Genomic DNA, 17,004 nt, shown 5'->3' on the forward strand with positions numbered 1-17,004 from the left:
ATGCCCGTGAATCCACGACCATCGTCGTCTTCTGACGGGAGGAGGAGAGGGCGGCGAATCTGGCGGGGCCGCGCCTCGGCCGCGTAAGTTTTATCGCGCATCGCCTGATCAAGGTGCCGCCGGGTTCGCGGCCGTCTCGGCCGATGCCGACCTGCGGAATTGAAAGGGCGACATGACTTACGCGCTGTTCAGCGGTCTCGATGAGGACATCCTGGCGTTGCCGTTCTACGAGGAGCAGCACCGCACGTTGGCCGTGGAACTCGCCGAGTGGTGTGCCGGTCACGCCGACCTGTGGTCACGTCCTCTGGAGCAGACCCCGGAGAAGGCCGGCAGGGAGATCCTGAGCGCGCTCGGCTCCGCCGGATGGCTGGGATTCCTCGATCCCGCGAACGGGTCCGCCGCCGGTGACCACCGCTCGATCTGTCTGGCCAGGGAGATCCTCGCGTACGCCGACGATCTGGCGGACTTCGCCTTTTCCATCCAAGCGCTGTCGGCGACTCCGATCGTCCAATACGGAAACAGTGAGCAGCAGTTGGAGTATCTGCCGCGAATGGCGTCGGGCGAGACGGCGGGATCGTTCGCGATCTCGGAGAAGGAGGCCGGCTCCGACATATCAGCGGTCGGTCTGACTGCCGACCTCGTGTCCGACGGCTATCTGTTGAACGGCCGCAAGGCCTGGATCGCCAATGCCGGCATCGCGGATGTGCACTGCGTGATCGCCCGGACGGGCGGGGGACCCGGTGCGCTGGGGCTCACGGCATTTCTGGTGCCGGCGCGCACGCCCGGAGTCCGGGTGCTGGAGGAGGTGCCGTTGATTGCCCCGCGTTCGTTCGGACACCTGGCCTTCGAAGACTGCCTGGTCCCCGAATCGAGCGTGCTCGGACGCCCCGGACAGGGGTTCGTGGTCGCGACGGACCTGCTGGAGCGATTCCGGATGACGGTGGGGGCGGCCGCGGTGGGGTTTGCGCGGCGCGCTGTCGACTCGGCGGTCCAGCAGGCCCGTGAGCGGCGGATCCACGGCGGCAGGCTGATGGATCTTCAGCTTGTGAAGGGTGCGCTCGCCGACATGGAGGTGAAGCTCAACGCTTCCGCGCTGTTGGTCGCGCGGGCTGCCTGGGAGCTCGACCACGGGAATCCCGGCTACGCGAAGCACTCGAGTATCGCCAAGGTGGCCGCCACCGAGGCCGCACAGGAGATCGTCGACGCTGCCGTCCAGGTCCACGGGGCTGCCGGCCTGGTCGCCGACAGCGTCCCCGAGCGCTTGTACCGGCAGGTCAGGTCCCTGAGGATCTACGAGGGAGCGTCCGAGGTCCAGAAGCTGATCATCGCTGACGCGCTGGGGCGACGGCCGCTCGTGGGCCGATCCCGAGCCGCATCCGGAAGCAGCGCAAGTCGAGTGGAACGCTGACTTGTCCTCTCCTGTCGCATCAATGACGCGGGCAGATCCGTCCCCGTGCATCTTGGCTCGCCCTGGCTGCCGGGTGCGGAAAGACAAGCCGACGCATACACGGGAGAAGCATGAGTGACGAACAGCATTACGAGTGTGTCGGCATAGGCGTCGGCCCTGCGAATCTGAGTCTTGCCTCTCTTCTGCACGGCAGTCCGGGGCTGCCGAACCTCTTCCTCGAGAAACGTGAAGTGTTCAGTTGGCATGATGGACAGCAGATCTCCGATGCGACCCTTCAGGTGTCCATCTTCAAGGATCTGGTGAGTCTGTCGGACCCGACCAGTCCCTTTTCTTTCCTGTCCTACCTGAAGGACAAAGGGCGGATCTACCACTTCATCAATGCTCAGTTCAGCGCGGTGCCGCGGCAGGAGTTCCGTAACTACCTGGAATGGGCCAGCCGGCGCAACCAGAACGTGGTGTTCGGAGAGGAGGTCGTCTCCGTCGACTTCGACGGCGTATTCGTCCTGCGCACCAACCGGCGCACCGTCACGGCGAACAACGTGTCCATCGGCATCGGCAGCAATGCCTGGGTGCCGGCGGAAGCCCGTGACCACCTCGGCCTCACTCAGTTCCACGTCAGCGAATTCGTGCCTCTCAGCCGCGACTTGGCGGGGAAGAGGGTCTGCGTGGTCGGCGGAGGCCAGTCGGGCGCCGAGGCGTTCCTCGACCTCATCTCGCGTCCGTCCGGTGAGCGACCGCGCCGGGTCTCGTGGGTGTCACGCCGCCGCAACTTCTACCCCATGGACGACTCGCCCTTCACCAACGACTTCTACATGCCCGGCTACTCGGACTACTTCGCCAGGCTGGACCAGGGGACGCGCGAATCGTTCAACCGGGAGCACGTTCTCACCAGTGACGGCATCTCCGAGGGCACACTCCGCGAGATCTATCAGCGCATCTATGCCGAGCGGTTCATCCAAGGCGACACCGACCTTGTCTCGCTGTACCCGAACCGGAACGTGATCGCGGTCTCCGCCTCCGACAACGCGTGGTCGTTGAAGCTGTCCAACAGCAACCATCCGGCGGTCCTCGGGCAGGTCGACGCCGACGTGGTGGTCTGGGCGACCGGGTTCCGCACCGCCGCGCCCGATTTCCTCGCGCCGATCGCGAACCGACTCGAGCGTGAGGGCGACGAGTACCGCATCGACAGTGATTTCGCCGTGATGTGGGACGGCCCTTCGAACCGAAGCATCTTCCTCCAGAACGCGGCTCTGGGACAGCGCGGACTGGCGGACAAGAACCTCAGCCTGCTTGCCTGGCGGAGCCAGCGGATCATCGACCGCGTTCGATGTGTGCGCAGCAACGACACGGTTCCATCGTTCATCGAATGGTCGGCGAAGCTCAGCCCCGACGAGAGCGTGGGATGAGCCATGACACATGTCGACTTCGCGGTCGTTGGTGGCGGAATCATCGGGTGTGCGATCGCGCGGGAACTGGTGCTACGGGCTCCGCACGCCTCCGTGTTGGTGCTCGAACAGGATGCCGTCGGGTCCGGAGCCAGTCGCCGGTCGGCCGGTCTGCACTTCCCTCGTGGCGCGACGGAGCGGGTACGCCGTATGACCGGCTACAGCCAGGCCTACTACAGGGCCCTGCTCGACGCTGATCCGGCGTTGCCCATTCATCCGGTTCCCCTGCTGGTGGTGTCCGACCGTGCGGCTGTGGACCAGGTGGAGACGGCCTATCTTGACGAGGCCGGCCTGTCCCGCGTGGACGCGTTGCCGGACTGGCTGCCACCACTTTCCGAGGAGACGGCGGCTTGGACGGGCGAGGGCTGCCAGTACGCCGATGTCGGGGCGTTGACCCGAGCGTTGGCCCGGTCTCTGCGGCCGCGGACGAGTTTCAGGGAAGGGGTCTGCGTCGATTCCCTGGACCGGGTCGGGAGCGGGTACGCACTCGGGTTCAGCACAGGAGAGCGCGTCACAGCCGACTCGGTCGTGCTCGCACCCGGCCCGTGGCTGGCCGCACCGGCCTGGCGGGAACGGCTCACCCCCCTGGGCGCCAGGGTGAAGAAGGTCGTCGCGCTGCACATCGAACAGCCGCCGGCGGCCGAGGACGGAGTCGTCGTCTTCCATGACGAGGACGCGTTCCTGCTCCCGCTTCACGAGCAGCGGCGCTGGCTCTTCAGCTACACCAGTCAGGTCTGGGACGTCGACCCCGACCGGCTCACCGGCAGCGTCTCCCCGTCGGACCTGGCCGAGGCCCGCGAGGTGCTGATCAGCCGCGCCCCCCGCCTGGCCGACTCCGCCCGCAGCGGAAGGGTGTTCTGCGATGCGTACAGCGCGGATCGGGAGCCGCTGGTACGCGCTCTGGACGAGGAGGGCCGACTGGTGTTCGCGGGTGCCGCCAACGGCTCCGGCTACAGGCTCGCACCCGCCATCGCCGCAGAGACAGCGCACCTGCTCCGTAGAGCCGTTGAGAACGTTTCCGACCAAGGGGGCCAGCAATGAACGTGAGCGTCTTCTCCGCTGAGGAACTGCACCAGGCATTCGGCATCGAGATGAGCTCCGTGGAGAAGATGAGTGCCGGAGCCGGCTGGGGCCGGGTCGCTCCGGGTGTCATCTCCGATCCACACCAGCACGACGAGATCGAGATGTTCGTCGTCGTCGCCGGAACGGGATGGGTGGCTTTCGACGGTCGGCGTATCCGGGTGGAGCCGGGAACGGTGTGCCAGTTCGAGCCCTTCGAGACACACGTCGTCGAGAACGACGGAGACGTCGACCTGGTCTTCTTCGACCTGTACTGGCGCGACCCGGCGCGCGCCGCCCAGGCCGCGGCGGCAGGCGGTACGCGCCGCCGGTTCCACGAGAGGCCGGTCTTCGTCTTCTCGACCCCGCCCACTCCGAACGGCGACCTCCACCTCGGCCACCTGTCCGGTCCCTACCTGGGAGCTGACGCCTACGTCCGGTTCCAACGCATGCGGGGCACTGAGGTATGGCACCTCACCGGGAGCGACGACTTCCAGAGCTACGTGGTCGACCGCGCCCGCCGTGAGGAGCGCGAACCGGCGCGTACCGCCGAGCACTACAGTGCCGAGATCGCCGCGACGCTCCGCCTGATGGACATCGAGGTCGACCAGTACACAGCGACCAACGAGGACCCCAACTACCGGGACGGTCTCCGTACATACTTCTCGAAGCTGGTCGACTCGGGGGCGGTTACCGTCCAGCAGACGGCTGCCCTGGTGGACGACGAGACGGACGCCTACCTCTACGAGGTGGACGTCTCGGGCGGCTGTCCCGGATGCGGAGGCGGCACCAGCGGCAACATCTGCGAAGAGTGCGGCGAACCGAACGTCTGCGTCGACCTGGTCGACCCGCGCAGCAGCCGGTCGGAGGCGCCGCCGAAGCAGCGACCTGTCCCACGCTTCGTCCTGCCCCTCCACGAGTTCGGCAGCGAGGTCGCCGATCACCACCGTCTCGGCCGGGTCCCGGCCCGACTCCGCGAACTGGCGGACCGGGTGTTCGCGCGTACCAGGCTCGACATACCCGTGACCCACCCTTCGGACTGGGGCGTCGCGCCCGCGGACACGACAGTGGACGGGCAGGTGATCTGGGTCTGGCCCGAGATGTCCTACGGCTTTCTCCACGGCATCGAGGCCCTCGGCGGGCGTCTGGGCCGTGACTGGCAAGCCGTGACTCCCGAGCAGGACTGGAAGTTCGTCCACTTCTTCGGCTACGACAACAGCTTCTACCATGCCGTGCTCTACCCGGCTCTCTACCGGTTGGCGTACCCGCAGTGGAATCCCGACATCGATTACCACGTCAACGAGTTCTACCTGTTGGAGGACGGCAAGTTCTCCACCAGCAGACGTCATGCCATCTGGGGCAAACAGATCCTGCGACCGGAGACCGTGGACGCGGTGCGCTACTACCTGTCGCTCACGCGTCCGGAGCGGCGACGGACGAACTTCGCACTCGAGGCATACACGGAGACCGTTCAGCGGGTCCTGGTGGACGGCTGGCAGGGTTGGCTGAACGACCTGGGCGCACGGGTTGCCGGGCAGTACGGCGGGATCGCCCCCGACGCCGGTGTCTGGACTCCCGAGCACACGGCGTTCCTCAACCGCCTGGGGATACGGCTCGCCGCTGTCGCCGACAGCTTCGGGCAGGACGGATTCTCGCTGAACCGTGCGGCCGCCGAATTGGACGGGATCGTAGTCGACACCCGGCGGTTCGCCGAAGCAGAGGCACGGACCGCGCTGATCGCCGGTTGGAAGGACGAGGCCCGAACGGCCATCGCGCTGGAACTGGCCGCGGCACAACTGCTGGCCCGCGCGGCCACGCCGATCATGCCTCGATTCGCCGCCCGACTCGCCCAGGCGCTGGGGACGACCGACCTCTCGTCCTGGCCTTCCCAGGTCGAGCTGGTCGCGCCCGGCACCCGGATCGACCTCGAAAAACAGTCCTACTTCGAGGCCCTGCCCTCGGACTGGTCACTCGCCGAGGGAGCCACGGGATGACGGACTCCGTGATCAACCGCGTGGTGGCGGGGCCGCCGGCTCCCGGCCACCGGATCTCCTTCATCCGGCTCGGCAGTCTCAGGACGCTGGACCTGACCGAACTGTACGAGCAGTCAGGTCATGTCGCCGCCTACCTTCGGAGCCTCGGCGTCGAGTCGGGGGACCGCATCGGAATCCTGGCGGCCAACAGCCTGGAATGGGTTCTGCTGGACCTTGCCGCGCTGCGGCTCAAGGTGGTGGTCGCTGGTTTCGAGCCAGGCAAGTTCACCGATGCCGGAGAGCTGGTGGCACGCTACGGGCTCACGGTTCTGTTCACCGACCAGGACGTGCCGGCGGACGTGCCGGCGGCTGTCCGACCTTTCACCGATGTCGCCGAGGCCGCGAGGCAGACATGGCCGGAGCCGCCCGGACCCGTCGTGTACGGGCCCGAGGAGGTGACGACGATCAAGTTCACCTCCGGCAGCACCGGTGCGCCGAAGGGACTCGGGGCCACGGTCGGCAGTATCGACGCGTCGATGCAGGCCGTGCAGGAGATCTTCGAGCACCGGGGCGACGACAACCTCTTCGTCTTCCTTCCGCTGTCGCTGCTGCAGCAGCGGTACTGGCTCTACTCCGCCCTCTGCTTCGGCCACGACGCGACGGTCACCACGTACGAGGCGGCCTTCGCCGCACTGGGAACGGCCCGGCCGACTGTGGTGATGGGCGTACCGGCGTTCTTCGAGGCCGCCAGGCAGCAGATCAGCCAGGATGCCGCTCGCGCGGACGGCATCGCGCCGGAGGCGGCTCGCCGCGCGGCCGCGCGGCGGCTGTTCGGCGATCGGATCCGCTACCTGTGGACGGGATCGGCGCCGGCGGACAGGGAGGTGCTGCACTACCTCACCGACGCGGGCCTTCCCATCTACGAGGGCTACGGGCTGAACGAGACGTGCATCGTCAGCAAGAACCATCCTGGCGCCCACAGGGAGGGCAGCGTGGGGAGGGTGCTGCGGGGGAAGGAGGTGCTGTTCGACGAGGACGGCGTGCTCCTGGTACGAAGCGAGCATCCGGTGAACCAGCGCTACGAGTTCGCCGAGCCCGGTGACTCCGAGCGGCTGTTCGTCGCGGACGGGGTGGTGCGCACCGGCGACCTCGGTTACGTGGACGAGGACGGCTTCCTGTTCATCCAGGGGCGCGCCGACGACGTCATCGTGCTGGGGAACGGCAAGAAGGTGATCGTCCGGCCCATCGAGGAGCACATGCGGACGAGTCCGGCGATCGAGGAGTGTGTGGTGTTCTGCCCCGCGCAGACGTCCCTGGTGGCGGTGGTCTCGCCGTCCTCCGACACGGCCGACCTCGATGCGATCGCCGAACAACTGGCCCGCACCAACGCCTCGTTCGGCCGTGATGAACAGATTCGCAAGGTCGTGGTCGCGAGCCCGCGGCCCAGTATCGCCAACGGAATGCTCACCTCGCAGTTCAAGCCGAAACGACAGGCCATTTTCGCTGCCTTCCAGTCGGAGATCACGAACAACCAGGACGGTATTCATGCCCAGTGACGTCGAGACCATCGCGCGGGAAAACCTGTCGGCCGCGATCCAGCCGGCCGCGGACCCGCACGAGATCGAACTTGAACTCGAGCTGACCGACTACGGCTTGACCTCGTTGCAGAAGGTCCTGTTCCTGACTCGGCTCTGCGAGGATCTCGCGGTCGACCTCGCGTATCTGACCGAGCGCGACGTCGCAGAGATGCGCACGCTCCACGATGTTGTCGACACATTGTCACGCTACGCCGGAAAGGCTTCTTAGAGTGAGTTGGGCAGAGCTGGCCGCGGCCACACTGGAGAACGACCACGTGAGGCTGCGTCCGATCAGTCCCGAGGACCGCGAGTCGATCCACGACATCGCGATGGACCCGGTGATCTGGCGCTACTTCGTGAGCCTGGTCGAGACGGAGGAGGACTTCGAAGCCTTCTTCCAGGGCATGGTCGCCGACCACGCGGCAGGCAGGCGTGTGGTCTTCCACATCACCGACAAGACGACGGGGCGATGCGCGGGGAGCATGAGCTTCGGCAACCTCTCCGAGGCGGACGCGCGCCTGGAGATCGGCTGGTCCTGGCTGGGCGTCGACTTCCAGGGCCGCGGCATCAACCGCTGGGCAAAGTACCTCCTGCTCGAGCACGCCTTCGAGAACCTGGGCGCCGAGCGCGTGGAGTTCAAGACGGACCAGCTCAACGCGCAGGCCCGACAGGGCCTGCGCAACATCGGCGCCCTGGAGGAGGGCGTCCTTCGCAGCTTCAACCCGATGCCGGGCGGCAGGCGCCGGGACGCCGTCTACTACAGCGTGTTGCGCGGTGAGTGGTCGTGGCTCAAGGACGAGCTGGCCACCAACGCGAAGGTGACCCGTCAGGGCATGGCGGTGTGACCGGCGGAGCGGGCGTCACCCATCTGCGTCTCTGCGGCGATCCCTATGAGGTCGGCCGACAGCACGGGGCAGCTCTCGCCGGTCCGCTGCGCGGCTTCGTCGACGACTCGCTCTGCCGCCTCAACCTGCTGCTGGACGAACCTGTCACGACGGCCGGGCTCGAACCGGTGCTGTCCGCGTTCGACAAGGTGATCACCGCAGAGCTGCCACGGCTGGCCGAGGAGATCACCGGACTCGCCGACGGGATCGGAATCCACCGTGACCAGGCGCTGCTGCTGCAACTGCGCCGGGAGATCCTGGGCTACCGGAAGATCCCGGCGCGAGGCGACTGCACCACCTACGCCAAGGCCGGTTCCCATCCGGTCCTGGCCCAGACGGTGGACCTCAACGGCGACCTGGACGATCAGATCAGCGTCCTCGACGTCCGACTCACAGGTTCCCCGCGCCGGGCGCTGGTGCTCAGTTTCGCGGGCCTGCTCGGCTATCTCGGGGTCAACAGCGACGGCCTGGCCGTGGGCCTCAACCTGGTCCTCGGAGGCGACTGGAAACCCGGAGTCCCGCCGTACCTGGCCATTCGCCACGTGCTGGACTCCGCTGCCACCGTCGACGAGGCGGTCGAGTGCCTCCGCGGTCTCCCGCTGGCCAGCTCACGGTCGTTCATGCTCTGCGACGCGGGCAAAGCGGTCTGGGTGGAGGCTCTGGACGGCCGGTTCCGGTGCCTCGAAGCCCAACAGGCCGAGCACACCAACCACTTCCTCCACCCCGAGTTCGAACCCTTCGACGAGATCAACGTCTTCGCGCGGAACTCCTCACGCCGAAGGCTGGAGGCGTGCCGCGCCGGTCTCGCCGCGATGGCACCGGCCGCAGGGGTGGAGGAGCATTTCGCTCTGCTCTCGGCCCCTCCCATCCGCGTTGTCGGAACCGGTGACATCCGGTACGAGCGCACCGTCGCCGCCGCCGTCGCATTGCCGGGGAGCGGCCGGCTGTACATCAGGCCGGGTGATCCCGCCACATCTGTCACGGGGGAGTTCACCTTCACGTGATCCGCGGCCGCTGTGCGAACGCATCTTGATCTTTTCGAACTCCGACGGGCGGGAACATGAACGTGCTCGACGAGGCGTTTCCGGAAGGGAACCTGTCATGAAAGAAGGTACTGCCATCAGCGTCGCTGGGATCGATGCCGGGATCGACGTCGACGACCTCTCCAGCCTGCTGATGATCAGGCACTTCGAGCAGGCCGTCCTGGACCTGTTCGCGCGCGGGCTGCTGAACGGCACCACGCACACCTGCCTCGGCCAGGAGTACGTGCCGGTGGCCCTGGGGCCGCTGCTGGCCCCGGACGACTTCGTGTTCAGCAACCACCGCGGCCACGGACACTACCTGGCCCGCTTCGACGACCCCGAGGGCCTGCTGGCCGAGATGACCGGCCGTGAGGGCGCTGTCTGTGCGGGCGTCGGCGGCAGCCAGCACATCTTCCGGGGCACCTACCTGTCCACCGGGGTGCAGGGCGAGAGCCTGCCGGTGGCCGTGGGCACGGCCTTGTGGTTCCAGCGGACCGGCCGGTCCGGGATCGCCGTGGCCTACATCGGCGACGGCACCTGGGGCGAGGGCGCCGTCTACGAGGCGTTGAACCTGGCCGCGCTGTGGCGGCTGCCGCTGCTGGTGGTCGTGGAGAACAACGGCATCGCGCAGACCACGCCGACCGCGCGAGCCATGGCCGGCGACATCGCCGGGCGGGCCGCGGCGTTCGGAATCGCCCATGTGCCCGTGACCGGCAGCGACGTCGCCGCGATCCGCGCGCGCCTGGCACCGGTGGTCGAACGGACGCGCACCGGCGGCGGGCCGGCGGTCGTGGAGTTCGCGACCCATCGCCTCGGCCCGCACAGCAAGGGCGACGACACACGCTCCGCCGCCGAGGTCGCCGCCGAGCGGGAGCACGACTGGCACGACGCCTGTCGGCGCCTGGACCCCGACCTGTTCGCCAAGGTCGAGGACGAGCAGCGGACGCGGATCGCCGAGGCCGTGGACCGGGTCCTGGCCCGTCCGGCCTCGGTGTGGGAGAGGAGCTGAGCCGTGGAGCGTGTCGCCGAGAACCTGAACCGGGCCCTGCACGCGGCCTTCGCCGCAGACCCCGACCTGTTCCTGCTGGGGGAGGACGTCGCCGATCCGTACGGCGGCGCCTTCAAGATCACCAAAGGGCTGTCGTCGGGCTACCCCGACCGGGTCCTGAGCACGCCCATCAGCGAGCAGTCGCTGGTGGGGGTGGCCAACGGGCTGGCGCTGTCCGGCGGGCGCGCCATCGTCGAGATCATGTTCGGCGACTTCGCCACCCTGGCCTTCGACCAGATCGTGAACTTCGCGGCCAAATCGGTCGCGATGTACGGCCGCCGCGTCGAGGTCCCGGTGATCGTGCGCTGTCCCACCGGCGGGCGGCGCGGGTACGGCCCGACCCACAGCCAGAGCCTGCAGAAGCACTTCATCGGCGTGCCGCACCTGTCGGTGCACGAGATCTCGCCGTTCCACGACAGTACGGCGCTGCTGGCCGGCCTGCTCGCCGACGGTGAGCCGGCCGTCCTGTTCGAGGACAAGGTGCTCTACACGCAGCCGATGCACGAGCCGGGGACGGACGGGCCGTTCGTCGCCGATTTCCCGTTCGGAGCCGGCGGCCCGGCACGGCTGCGGTCGTCGGACGGCGACGACGCGGCCGACTGCGTGATCATCGTGCCCGGCGGCGTGGCCCGGCGGGCGCTGGCGGCGGCCGGGACGCTGTTCGCCGAGCACGAGATCACCTGCGAGGTGATCGTTCCGACCCGGTTGTACCCATTCGACGTGGAGCCGCTGCTGCCCGCTCTGGCCGGCGCCGAGGTCGTGTGCCTGGTCGAGGACTCCGCCGCCGGCGGAACGTGGGGCGCGGAGGTCGCCGCGCGCGTCTATGAGCGGCTGTGGGGCCGGCTGCGGCGCCCGGTCGTGCTGTGCAGCGCCGAGGCCGAGGTGATCCCGACCGCCGCACACCTGGAACAGACCGTGCTCCCCCAAGCTTCCGACATCCACCGCGCCATCTGGGAGGCGTTGCATGCGTGAACTGCTGCTGCCGAAGTTCAACAACAACGACGAGGGCTGCGTCCTGGTCGGCTGGACGGTCGACGACGGCGCCGCGGTGTCCGCGGACGCGGTCATCGCCGAGGTCGAGACTGCCAAGGCCCTGGAGGAACTCGTCGCGGACGCGGACGGCGTCCTCCACCGGCTCGTCGAGGCCGGAGCGCACTGCGAGTTCGGACGGCCCGTGGGGCTGCTGTTCGACAGCCGCCAGGAACGGGACGACTACCTGGCGGCCCCCGTCGTGACCACCGCACCCGAGGGTGAGGGCGAGGGCGAGGACCACGATGGCGGCCCGGACCCGATCCTCAGCGACGCCGCGCGCACCCTCGCCAAGGATCACGGCATCCGGACCGAGCAACTGCGCACGCTCGGCAAGCGGGTGGTGAAGGCCTCCGACGTCCAGCGGCTCATCGACCAGGGGTTCATGGACCAGGGGGCGGCGTCCGTGGCGGCTGGGGCGGCCGGGGCGTCCGCGGACGCCGTCGTCGTCACCCTCAGTCCGCGCCAGCGCGCGGTGGCCGCCGTCGTCAGCGAAGCGCACCGCACCATCCCGGCCGCCTTCGCCGCGATCGCGGTCGACCTGACAGCGTTCCGCGCCACCCGCGGCGGCGCCCCGTACGGCCTGGTCGAGCTCCTGGTCAAGGCCATTGCCGCTCGCCACGCCGACTTCCCGCTGTTCTTCGCCACGCCCGGTGCGGACCACACCCTCACCCTCGCGTCGGCCGCCAACGTCGGGGTCACCGTCGACGTCGGGACCGGGCTGTTCATCCCGGTGCTCAAGGACGCCGCCCGCCGTCCGATCGCCGACCTGGCCGACGACCTCATGGACTTCCGGGTCAGCGCCCTGCGGCAGAACTTCCGCGAGGACGCGTTCGCCGACGAGGGCATCACCCTCTCGCTGCACAACGATCCGGACATCATCCTGGCCGCGCCGATCGTCCATCCGGGCCGCACCTGTGTCGTGACCTTGTGCGCCGAGCGGAGCGAAGTCGCGCTGACCGAGGACGGTATGCCGTTCGCCCGGCCGGTCACCACGGTCGCGGCCACCTACGACCACCGCTATCTCAACGGCCGCGACGCGGTCCGCTTCCTCACCGAGGTGAAGCAGGACCTGGAGACCGCCGACGCCATCGCCCGGCTCGCGGGCTGACGGGAGGACGACGAAGCCGGTGACCTCCCTGCGGACTGAGCCGATGAGGCGTTCGGCGATCGCGTTGCCTTGATGATCTCGCGGAGCTCGGTGCGTGCCGCTGCGGTTGGGCAGTGTGCCGCTCATGCGTCGGAAGAGCGGATCCGATGCGGCGTATGGTCGAGTGCGGCGGGACAGGAAACCAACAGGGCTCCTGTGCCAGTGAGTTGAGAGGTCGAAAACCTCCCTCAACGGCACGGGAGCCTTGTCCGTTGCGTACGTCACGAGATAACAACGGACCACTGTCAGGTGATACAGCCGCGCCCCGGAAACGGGCCGGTACTTCGGCGGGGCGGCCCCGGTGCGGGCACGGTGGATCCGCACCCCGGCCGGGGGATCGCGGCGGCATGGGAAGGGTCAGGGTCAGATCGTGGGCTGGTCGGGCGCGTCGGTGCCGCACGCGTCCTGCAGTCGCTTGAGATAGGTCAAGCCGGTCATGACCTCGTTCGTCGGCAGTCCGAAGTCGATGAGACACGCGATCTCGTCCACGCCGAGCTCCGCGAGCCGCGCCACGACCTGCTCGCCCTTGTCGACCGAGCCGAGCAGGCCGACGTTGTCGAAGTAGTGCTCGAAGGCCCGCTCGACGAGCATGTCGATCTCGTCCGGCTCCAGGTCTCCGGCGCTGAGGTCCGACGTCAGGATGAGCCCGAGTGAGCTGCGCATGTAGTCGCTCAGCGACGGCCGGACCAGCTCTCGGACCCTGTCGGTGTCCTCGCCGAGGTACGTGTGCACCATCACCGCGACATGGCCCGGCCAGCCGGCGTCGGCCGCGGCCTTCCGATACTCGGCGATGTTGTGCGCCAGCTGTTCGGGACTCTGGCCGAGCAGGTGGGTGAGGAGCCCGGCGCCGATCCGGCCGGCGCTCCGGAAGGTCTCGACGTCGCCGACACTGGCGACCCAGATCGGCAGGTCGGCCTGGACCGGCGGCGGGAACGACCGCACCTTCACCAGGTTCCCCGCGCCGTCGGTGACCTCGATCGCCTCGCCGCGCCACAGGGCACGCACCTGCTCGATCCGCTCGTACATCTCCGTCCGGCGGTTCGGGTAGGCGGCAGGATTCAGGGCGAAGTCGACGGCGTGCCAGCCGGAGGCGAAGGACACCCCGACTCGGCCCCGGGAGATGTTGTCCACCACGGACCACTCCTCGGCGATCCGCAGCGCGTGGTGCAACGGTGCCACGACGCTGCCCGCCCGGATCTTGACACGCTCCGTCGTCGCGGCGATCGCCGCACTGGTCACCGAGGGGTTCGGATAGGTCCCACCGAAGGGGTGGAAATGGCGTTCCGGGGTCCACACCGCCGCCAAGCCGTTCTCGTCGGCGAAGCGGGCGCCTTCGAGCAACAACCGGTACCGGTCGGCCTCGGCGCCTCCGCTGTCGTTGGCGAAATAGAAGAGGCTGAGATCCATGGTGCGTTCTCCTCAGCGGATACGGATACGGATACGGATTCGGATTCGGAGTCGGGGGTGGGTGGCGAACGGCGGTCAGTAAATGCGCCCGCTCCCGATTCATAGCACCCTGGTTCTTCGCGGACACACTCACCGCGGACCGCGGTGGGAAACGGCCGACGGAGTGTTGTCTCGCCGGCGAGACAAGCGCACGATTGGACACGTCCTTCGGGAAATCAGGTTTCGTCACATCAGGTTTCGTTCACACAGGAGAGCCGTGGCCAATCCTTTCGAAGACGAGGAAGGCGTTCATCTGGTCCTGGTCAACGGCGAGGAGCAGTACTCGCTGTGGCCGGCGTCCCATGCCGTGCCCGCCGGCTGGTCGGTCGCGCACGACGCGGACACACGGGCGAACTGCCTTGAATACGTGTCCGCACACTGGTCGGACATGCGGCCTGCCGGCCTGCGAGAGCTGACCGATGAAGTACGAGAGGTGGTCAGGTGACGGTCGACAGCGGGTTCCGTAACCCCATGGACGAGCTGGTGGTCGGCAAGGTGCGGGAGCTTCTGGGGAATCCGGACATCGGCGTCGGCGACGACTTCCTGGCCGTCGGCGGCAACTCCATCATCGCCGTCCGCCTCGGCCAGGCCCTCCGCCAGGAGCTCGGAATATCCCGGATCACGGGCGTCATCCTCAAGAACCCGCTGCTCAGCGACCTCAGCGACGTGCTGACCGAACTGGTCGGCGAGGCGTCCTGACCATGTCGTGACGGTCGCGTCCAGGAGGTGTCCCGGGTGCGGCGCCGCCGTGACTTGACCGACGGCGCTGTCTCAGCCTCCTGATGCTGATGCGACTGCGCGTGGCCTCGGGACGGAGCGTGGATCCGCCGGGGTTCGATTCCTTTCTCTTCTGGAAATCGGCGTCATCCCATTCCAGCCCGTTGGATGCCGTCGCGGGCTCACGTGGCTGACTTTTTTCCAGACGTGACAGATCGGTTGGAGTTCCTTCGTGCCCGGAATGTCGTACAACAATGTTCAGGTCATGTCGGATTCAGACGGAGATCCCTCGACCGGAGGTCATTTCCGAAGGGTCGCCGCATTGTCTGCGCAGCGACGGATGTATTTCTCCTGGATCCTCGAGCGGAACGGCGAAGTCCTTCAGATGGTGCGAGACGCCGACGCATGCCGCGTCGCGATCGAGGTCGTCGAGGCCGAGGGCACGCGGAAGGCGAAGTCGGTGGCGTGTCTCGTGCTGGAGGACGACGGCGGGGACGCGGCGACCCCCGCCGGCGTGCGGGAGTTTCTGCGGGATCGGCTGCCGTCGGCGATGCTGCCGGACCGGGTCGAGCTGCTCGACGCCTCCCCGGTCACGGCGAACGGCACGTTGGATCGCCGGGCGTTGGCGGAGTGGATGGCGTCGAGCGATCAACCAGCGGACGTCAAGCCGTTCGGTGCCGGGCCGTCGGGCGCGGAGCCTGCCGTCGCATCGCCGGCCGACACTCGGGGCCGGCAGCTGTGCGAGATCGTGGCCGATGTCCTGGACCTGCCGGAGGCGGGTCTCGACGACGACTTCCTCGCCCTCGGCGGGACGTCGCTGCGGCGCGGGGGGACCTCGTGACGGCGGCCGGAACCCGGCCGCGGACCGGGTTCCTGTTTCCGGGGCAGAGCTCCGAGTACGTCGGCATGGGCGTCGAGCTCCATCGCGAGCACCCGTTGTTCCGCGCGGCCATCGACCGGCACGCCGATCAGTTCCGCCGCCTCACCGGCGTCGGTCCGCTCGACGTGTTCGCCGACCCGGCCGCCCAGACTCGGGCCGAGCTGCTCCAGCCCGCGGTCTTCCTGCTGCAGGTCGCGTTGGCGGAGTTCTGGACCTCGTGCGGGGTGCGGCCGGACGCGGTGGTCGGCCACAGTCTCGGCGAGTACGCGGCCGCCTGCGCGGCGGGGGTGTTCGGCGTCGAGGAAGGGCTCGAACTCGTCGGCGCCCGCGGCCGGGCCTTCGCGGCCGTGCCCGGCGCCGGCCGGATGGTCGCCGTGGGCGCTCCCGACCCGGCGGAGCTGGAACGCCTGGTCGCGGCACACGGCGGCGCGGCGTCGGTGGCCGCGTACAACGCCCCGGAGCGGATCGTCGTCTCGGGGACCGACACGGCGATGGGGGAGTTGACGGCGGCGTTCGAGCGACGAGGCTGGCTGACGATCCCACTGGAGACCACCCACGCCTTCCACTCGACGCTGGTCGCCCCGGCCGTCCCGGAGCTGGTCGCGGCGGCGGGCCGGATCCGGCACCGGACCCCGGCCGTGCCGCTGGCGCTGAACCTCACCGGGGGTTGGGCCGCGGGCGGGGAGCTCGGCGCGGAGTACTGGGGCCGGCAGCTCACCTCACCGATCAGGTTCATGGCGGGAGTCCGGGCACTGATGGACGGCGGCTGCACGGTCTTCCTGGAGGTGGGGCCCGGCCGGACGCTGACCACGGCCGGCGGGGCGCAGAGCGACGGGGGTGAGCTCCGGCTGGCGGGGCTCTCGCCTCGGACACCGGATTCGGTGACGGTCCTGGAGCACCTGACCCGGTTGGAGGAGGCGGGGATTCCGGTCGACTGGGTGAGGTACCACGCGCCGTTTCGTGCGACGGGGCGGACGTTCGGTGATCGGCCGGGAGTGGACCGGCCTGCTCCGGCGCCGTCCACCGAGCTGCCGTTCCGGATCGAGCGGGTCGTGATCCACGAGTCGGCGAGCACTGCGGGCTCCGGGGTCGCGGTGGTCCGGCACCGGGTGGGCGGGACGGCGCGAGAGGTGGTCGACGTCTCGGTCGTCGACGACGCCGGCCGGCCGGTGGTCGAGGTCTTCGGGCTCGAGCTCGGGGCGGGGACCGGTGAGGAGGTGGGCGGGCCGGACCAGATCTCGCCGGAGGAGGCGGAGCGGCTTTTGGCCTCGCTCGACGCGCTGACCGAGGACCAATTGCACGCCCTCCTGCCCCTGTGGGCCGGCCCAGACGCATCCACCCCCGTCGGATCGACCGAGGAGTGACA

The 17,004-nt window shown here is 68.6% G+C and carries 16 protein-coding genes; 15 read left to right on the plus strand and 1 reads right to left on the minus strand.

All coding sequences use genetic code 11. The features are described 5' to 3' along the window. Positions 1-172: 172 nt before the first annotated feature. From OO70_RS30545 to OO70_RS30595, 11 genes are all read left to right on the plus strand, one after another. The gene (locus tag OO70_RS30545) at positions 173-1,408 is read left to right on the plus strand and encodes an acyl-CoA dehydrogenase family protein (RefSeq protein ID WP_043678152.1); all 1,236 of its coding nucleotides are present in this window, start codon (positions 173-175) and stop codon (positions 1,406-1,408) included. 110 nt (positions 1,409-1,518) lie between these two features. Further along, entirely contained in the window at positions 1,519-2,814 is a 1,296-nt protein-coding gene (locus tag OO70_RS30550; RefSeq protein WP_043678154.1) for a lysine N(6)-hydroxylase/L-ornithine N(5)-oxygenase family protein, read from the plus strand. Positions 2,815-2,817: 3 nt separating this feature from the next. After that, positions 2,818-3,894 carry an NAD(P)/FAD-dependent oxidoreductase gene (locus OO70_RS30555; RefSeq protein WP_043678155.1) on the plus strand — a complete coding sequence of 359 codons (1,077 nt, stop codon included), beginning with the start codon at positions 2,818-2,820 and terminating at the stop codon, positions 3,892-3,894. After that, entirely contained in the window at positions 3,891-5,906 is a 2,016-nt protein-coding gene (locus OO70_RS30560) for a class I tRNA ligase family protein (RefSeq protein WP_043678157.1), read from the plus strand. The genes OO70_RS30555 and OO70_RS30560 overlap by 4 nt, the downstream gene beginning before the upstream one ends. Next, positions 5,903-7,441 (plus strand): AMP-binding protein, encoded by a 1,539-nt coding sequence (locus tag OO70_RS30565; protein WP_043678159.1) that lies wholly within the window; start codon positions 5,903-5,905, stop codon positions 7,439-7,441. Before OO70_RS30560 ends, OO70_RS30565 begins: the two co-directional genes overlap by 4 nt. Then, entirely contained in the window at positions 7,431-7,691 is a 261-nt protein-coding gene (locus OO70_RS30570; RefSeq protein WP_043678161.1) for an acyl carrier protein, read from the plus strand. Before OO70_RS30565 ends, OO70_RS30570 begins: the two co-directional genes overlap by 11 nt. 1 nt (position 7,692) lies before the next feature. Then, positions 7,693-8,307, plus strand: a complete 615-nt coding sequence (locus OO70_RS30575; RefSeq protein ID WP_043678163.1) for a GNAT family N-acetyltransferase — start codon at positions 7,693-7,695, stop codon at positions 8,305-8,307. Further along, the gene (locus OO70_RS30580) at positions 8,304-9,350 is read left to right on the plus strand and encodes a C45 family autoproteolytic acyltransferase/hydolase (RefSeq protein ID WP_043678166.1); all 1,047 of its coding nucleotides are present in this window, start codon (positions 8,304-8,306) and stop codon (positions 9,348-9,350) included. Before OO70_RS30575 ends, OO70_RS30580 begins: the two co-directional genes overlap by 4 nt. A gap of 97 nt (positions 9,351-9,447) precedes the next feature. Further along, positions 9,448-10,377 (plus strand): thiamine pyrophosphate-dependent dehydrogenase E1 component subunit alpha, encoded by a 930-nt coding sequence (locus OO70_RS30585; RefSeq protein ID WP_043678173.1) that lies wholly within the window; start codon positions 9,448-9,450, stop codon positions 10,375-10,377. 3 nt (positions 10,378-10,380) lie between these two features. Continuing rightward, positions 10,381-11,388, plus strand: coding sequence for an alpha-ketoacid dehydrogenase subunit beta (locus tag OO70_RS30590; protein WP_043678175.1), 1,008 nt, complete (start codon positions 10,381-10,383; stop codon positions 11,386-11,388). Further along, complete coding sequence (locus OO70_RS30595; protein ID WP_078651616.1) at positions 11,381-12,556, plus strand: 2-oxo acid dehydrogenase subunit E2; 1,176 nt, start codon at positions 11,381-11,383, stop codon at positions 12,554-12,556. The genes OO70_RS30590 and OO70_RS30595 overlap by 8 nt, the downstream gene beginning before the upstream one ends. 402 nt (positions 12,557-12,958) lie before the next feature. Here OO70_RS30595 and OO70_RS30600 read toward each other — a convergent pair whose 3' ends face one another. Beyond that, positions 12,959-14,002: a MupA/Atu3671 family FMN-dependent luciferase-like monooxygenase gene (locus OO70_RS30600; protein WP_043678177.1), complete on the minus strand. Its 1,044-nt coding sequence runs from the start codon at positions 14,000-14,002 to the stop codon at positions 12,959-12,961. A 256-nt stretch (positions 14,003-14,258) separates the two neighbouring features. Here OO70_RS30600 and OO70_RS56210 point away from each other — a divergent pair, with 256 nt between their 5' ends. The 4 genes from OO70_RS56210 to OO70_RS30620 all read left to right on the plus strand — a co-directional run bounded on the left by OO70_RS56210 (position 14,259) and on the right by OO70_RS30620 (position 17,002). Beyond that, positions 14,259-14,486: an MbtH family protein gene (locus tag OO70_RS56210; protein WP_043678179.1), complete on the plus strand. Its 228-nt coding sequence runs from the start codon at positions 14,259-14,261 to the stop codon at positions 14,484-14,486. Further along, a complete protein-coding gene (locus OO70_RS30610; RefSeq protein WP_043678181.1) occupies positions 14,483-14,740 on the plus strand; it encodes a phosphopantetheine-binding protein in 258 nt (85 codons plus the stop codon). The genes OO70_RS56210 and OO70_RS30610 overlap by 4 nt, the downstream gene beginning before the upstream one ends. Positions 14,741-15,143: 403 nt before the next feature. Beyond that, positions 15,144-15,599, plus strand: a complete 456-nt coding sequence (locus OO70_RS30615) for a phosphopantetheine-binding protein (RefSeq protein WP_158711534.1) — start codon at positions 15,144-15,146, stop codon at positions 15,597-15,599. Then, the gene (locus OO70_RS30620; RefSeq protein ID WP_043678185.1) at positions 15,596-17,002 is read left to right on the plus strand and encodes an acyltransferase domain-containing protein; all 1,407 of its coding nucleotides are present in this window, start codon (positions 15,596-15,598) and stop codon (positions 17,000-17,002) included. The genes OO70_RS30615 and OO70_RS30620 overlap by 4 nt, the downstream gene beginning before the upstream one ends. Positions 17,003-17,004: the final 2 nt, after the last annotated feature.

The organism is Streptomyces xylophagus (assembly GCF_000716435.1).
Classification (GTDB): domain Bacteria; phylum Actinomycetota; class Actinomycetes; order Streptomycetales; family Streptomycetaceae; genus Streptomyces; species Streptomyces xylophagus.

Excerpts from the sequence above, each read along its gene's own strand:
- OO70_RS30595 (WP_078651616.1), top strand. The coding sequence starts at position 11,381 with ATGCGTGAACTGCTGCTGCCGAAGTTCAACAACAACGACGAGGGCTGC.
- OO70_RS30565 (WP_043678159.1), top strand. The coding sequence starts at position 5,903 with ATGACGGACTCCGTGATCAACCGCGTGGTGGCGGGGCCGCCGGCTCCC.
- OO70_RS30555 (WP_043678155.1), top strand. The coding sequence starts at position 2,818 with ATGACACATGTCGACTTCGCGGTCGTTGGTGGCGGAATCATCGGGTGT.
- OO70_RS30545 (WP_043678152.1), top strand. The coding sequence starts at position 173 with ATGACTTACGCGCTGTTCAGCGGTCTCGATGAGGACATCCTGGCGTTG.
- OO70_RS30560 (WP_043678157.1), top strand. The coding sequence starts at position 3,891 with ATGAACGTGAGCGTCTTCTCCGCTGAGGAACTGCACCAGGCATTCGGC.
- OO70_RS30615 (WP_158711534.1), top strand. The coding sequence starts at position 15,144 with ATGGTGCGAGACGCCGACGCATGCCGCGTCGCGATCGAGGTCGTCGAG.
- OO70_RS30550 (WP_043678154.1), top strand. The coding sequence starts at position 1,519 with ATGAGTGACGAACAGCATTACGAGTGTGTCGGCATAGGCGTCGGCCCT.
- OO70_RS30570 (WP_043678161.1), top strand. The coding sequence starts at position 7,431 with ATGCCCAGTGACGTCGAGACCATCGCGCGGGAAAACCTGTCGGCCGCG.
- OO70_RS30585 (WP_043678173.1), top strand. The coding sequence starts at position 9,448 with ATGAAAGAAGGTACTGCCATCAGCGTCGCTGGGATCGATGCCGGGATC.
- OO70_RS30600 (WP_043678177.1), bottom strand. The coding sequence starts at position 14,002 with ATGGATCTCAGCCTCTTCTATTTCGCCAACGACAGCGGAGGCGCCGAG.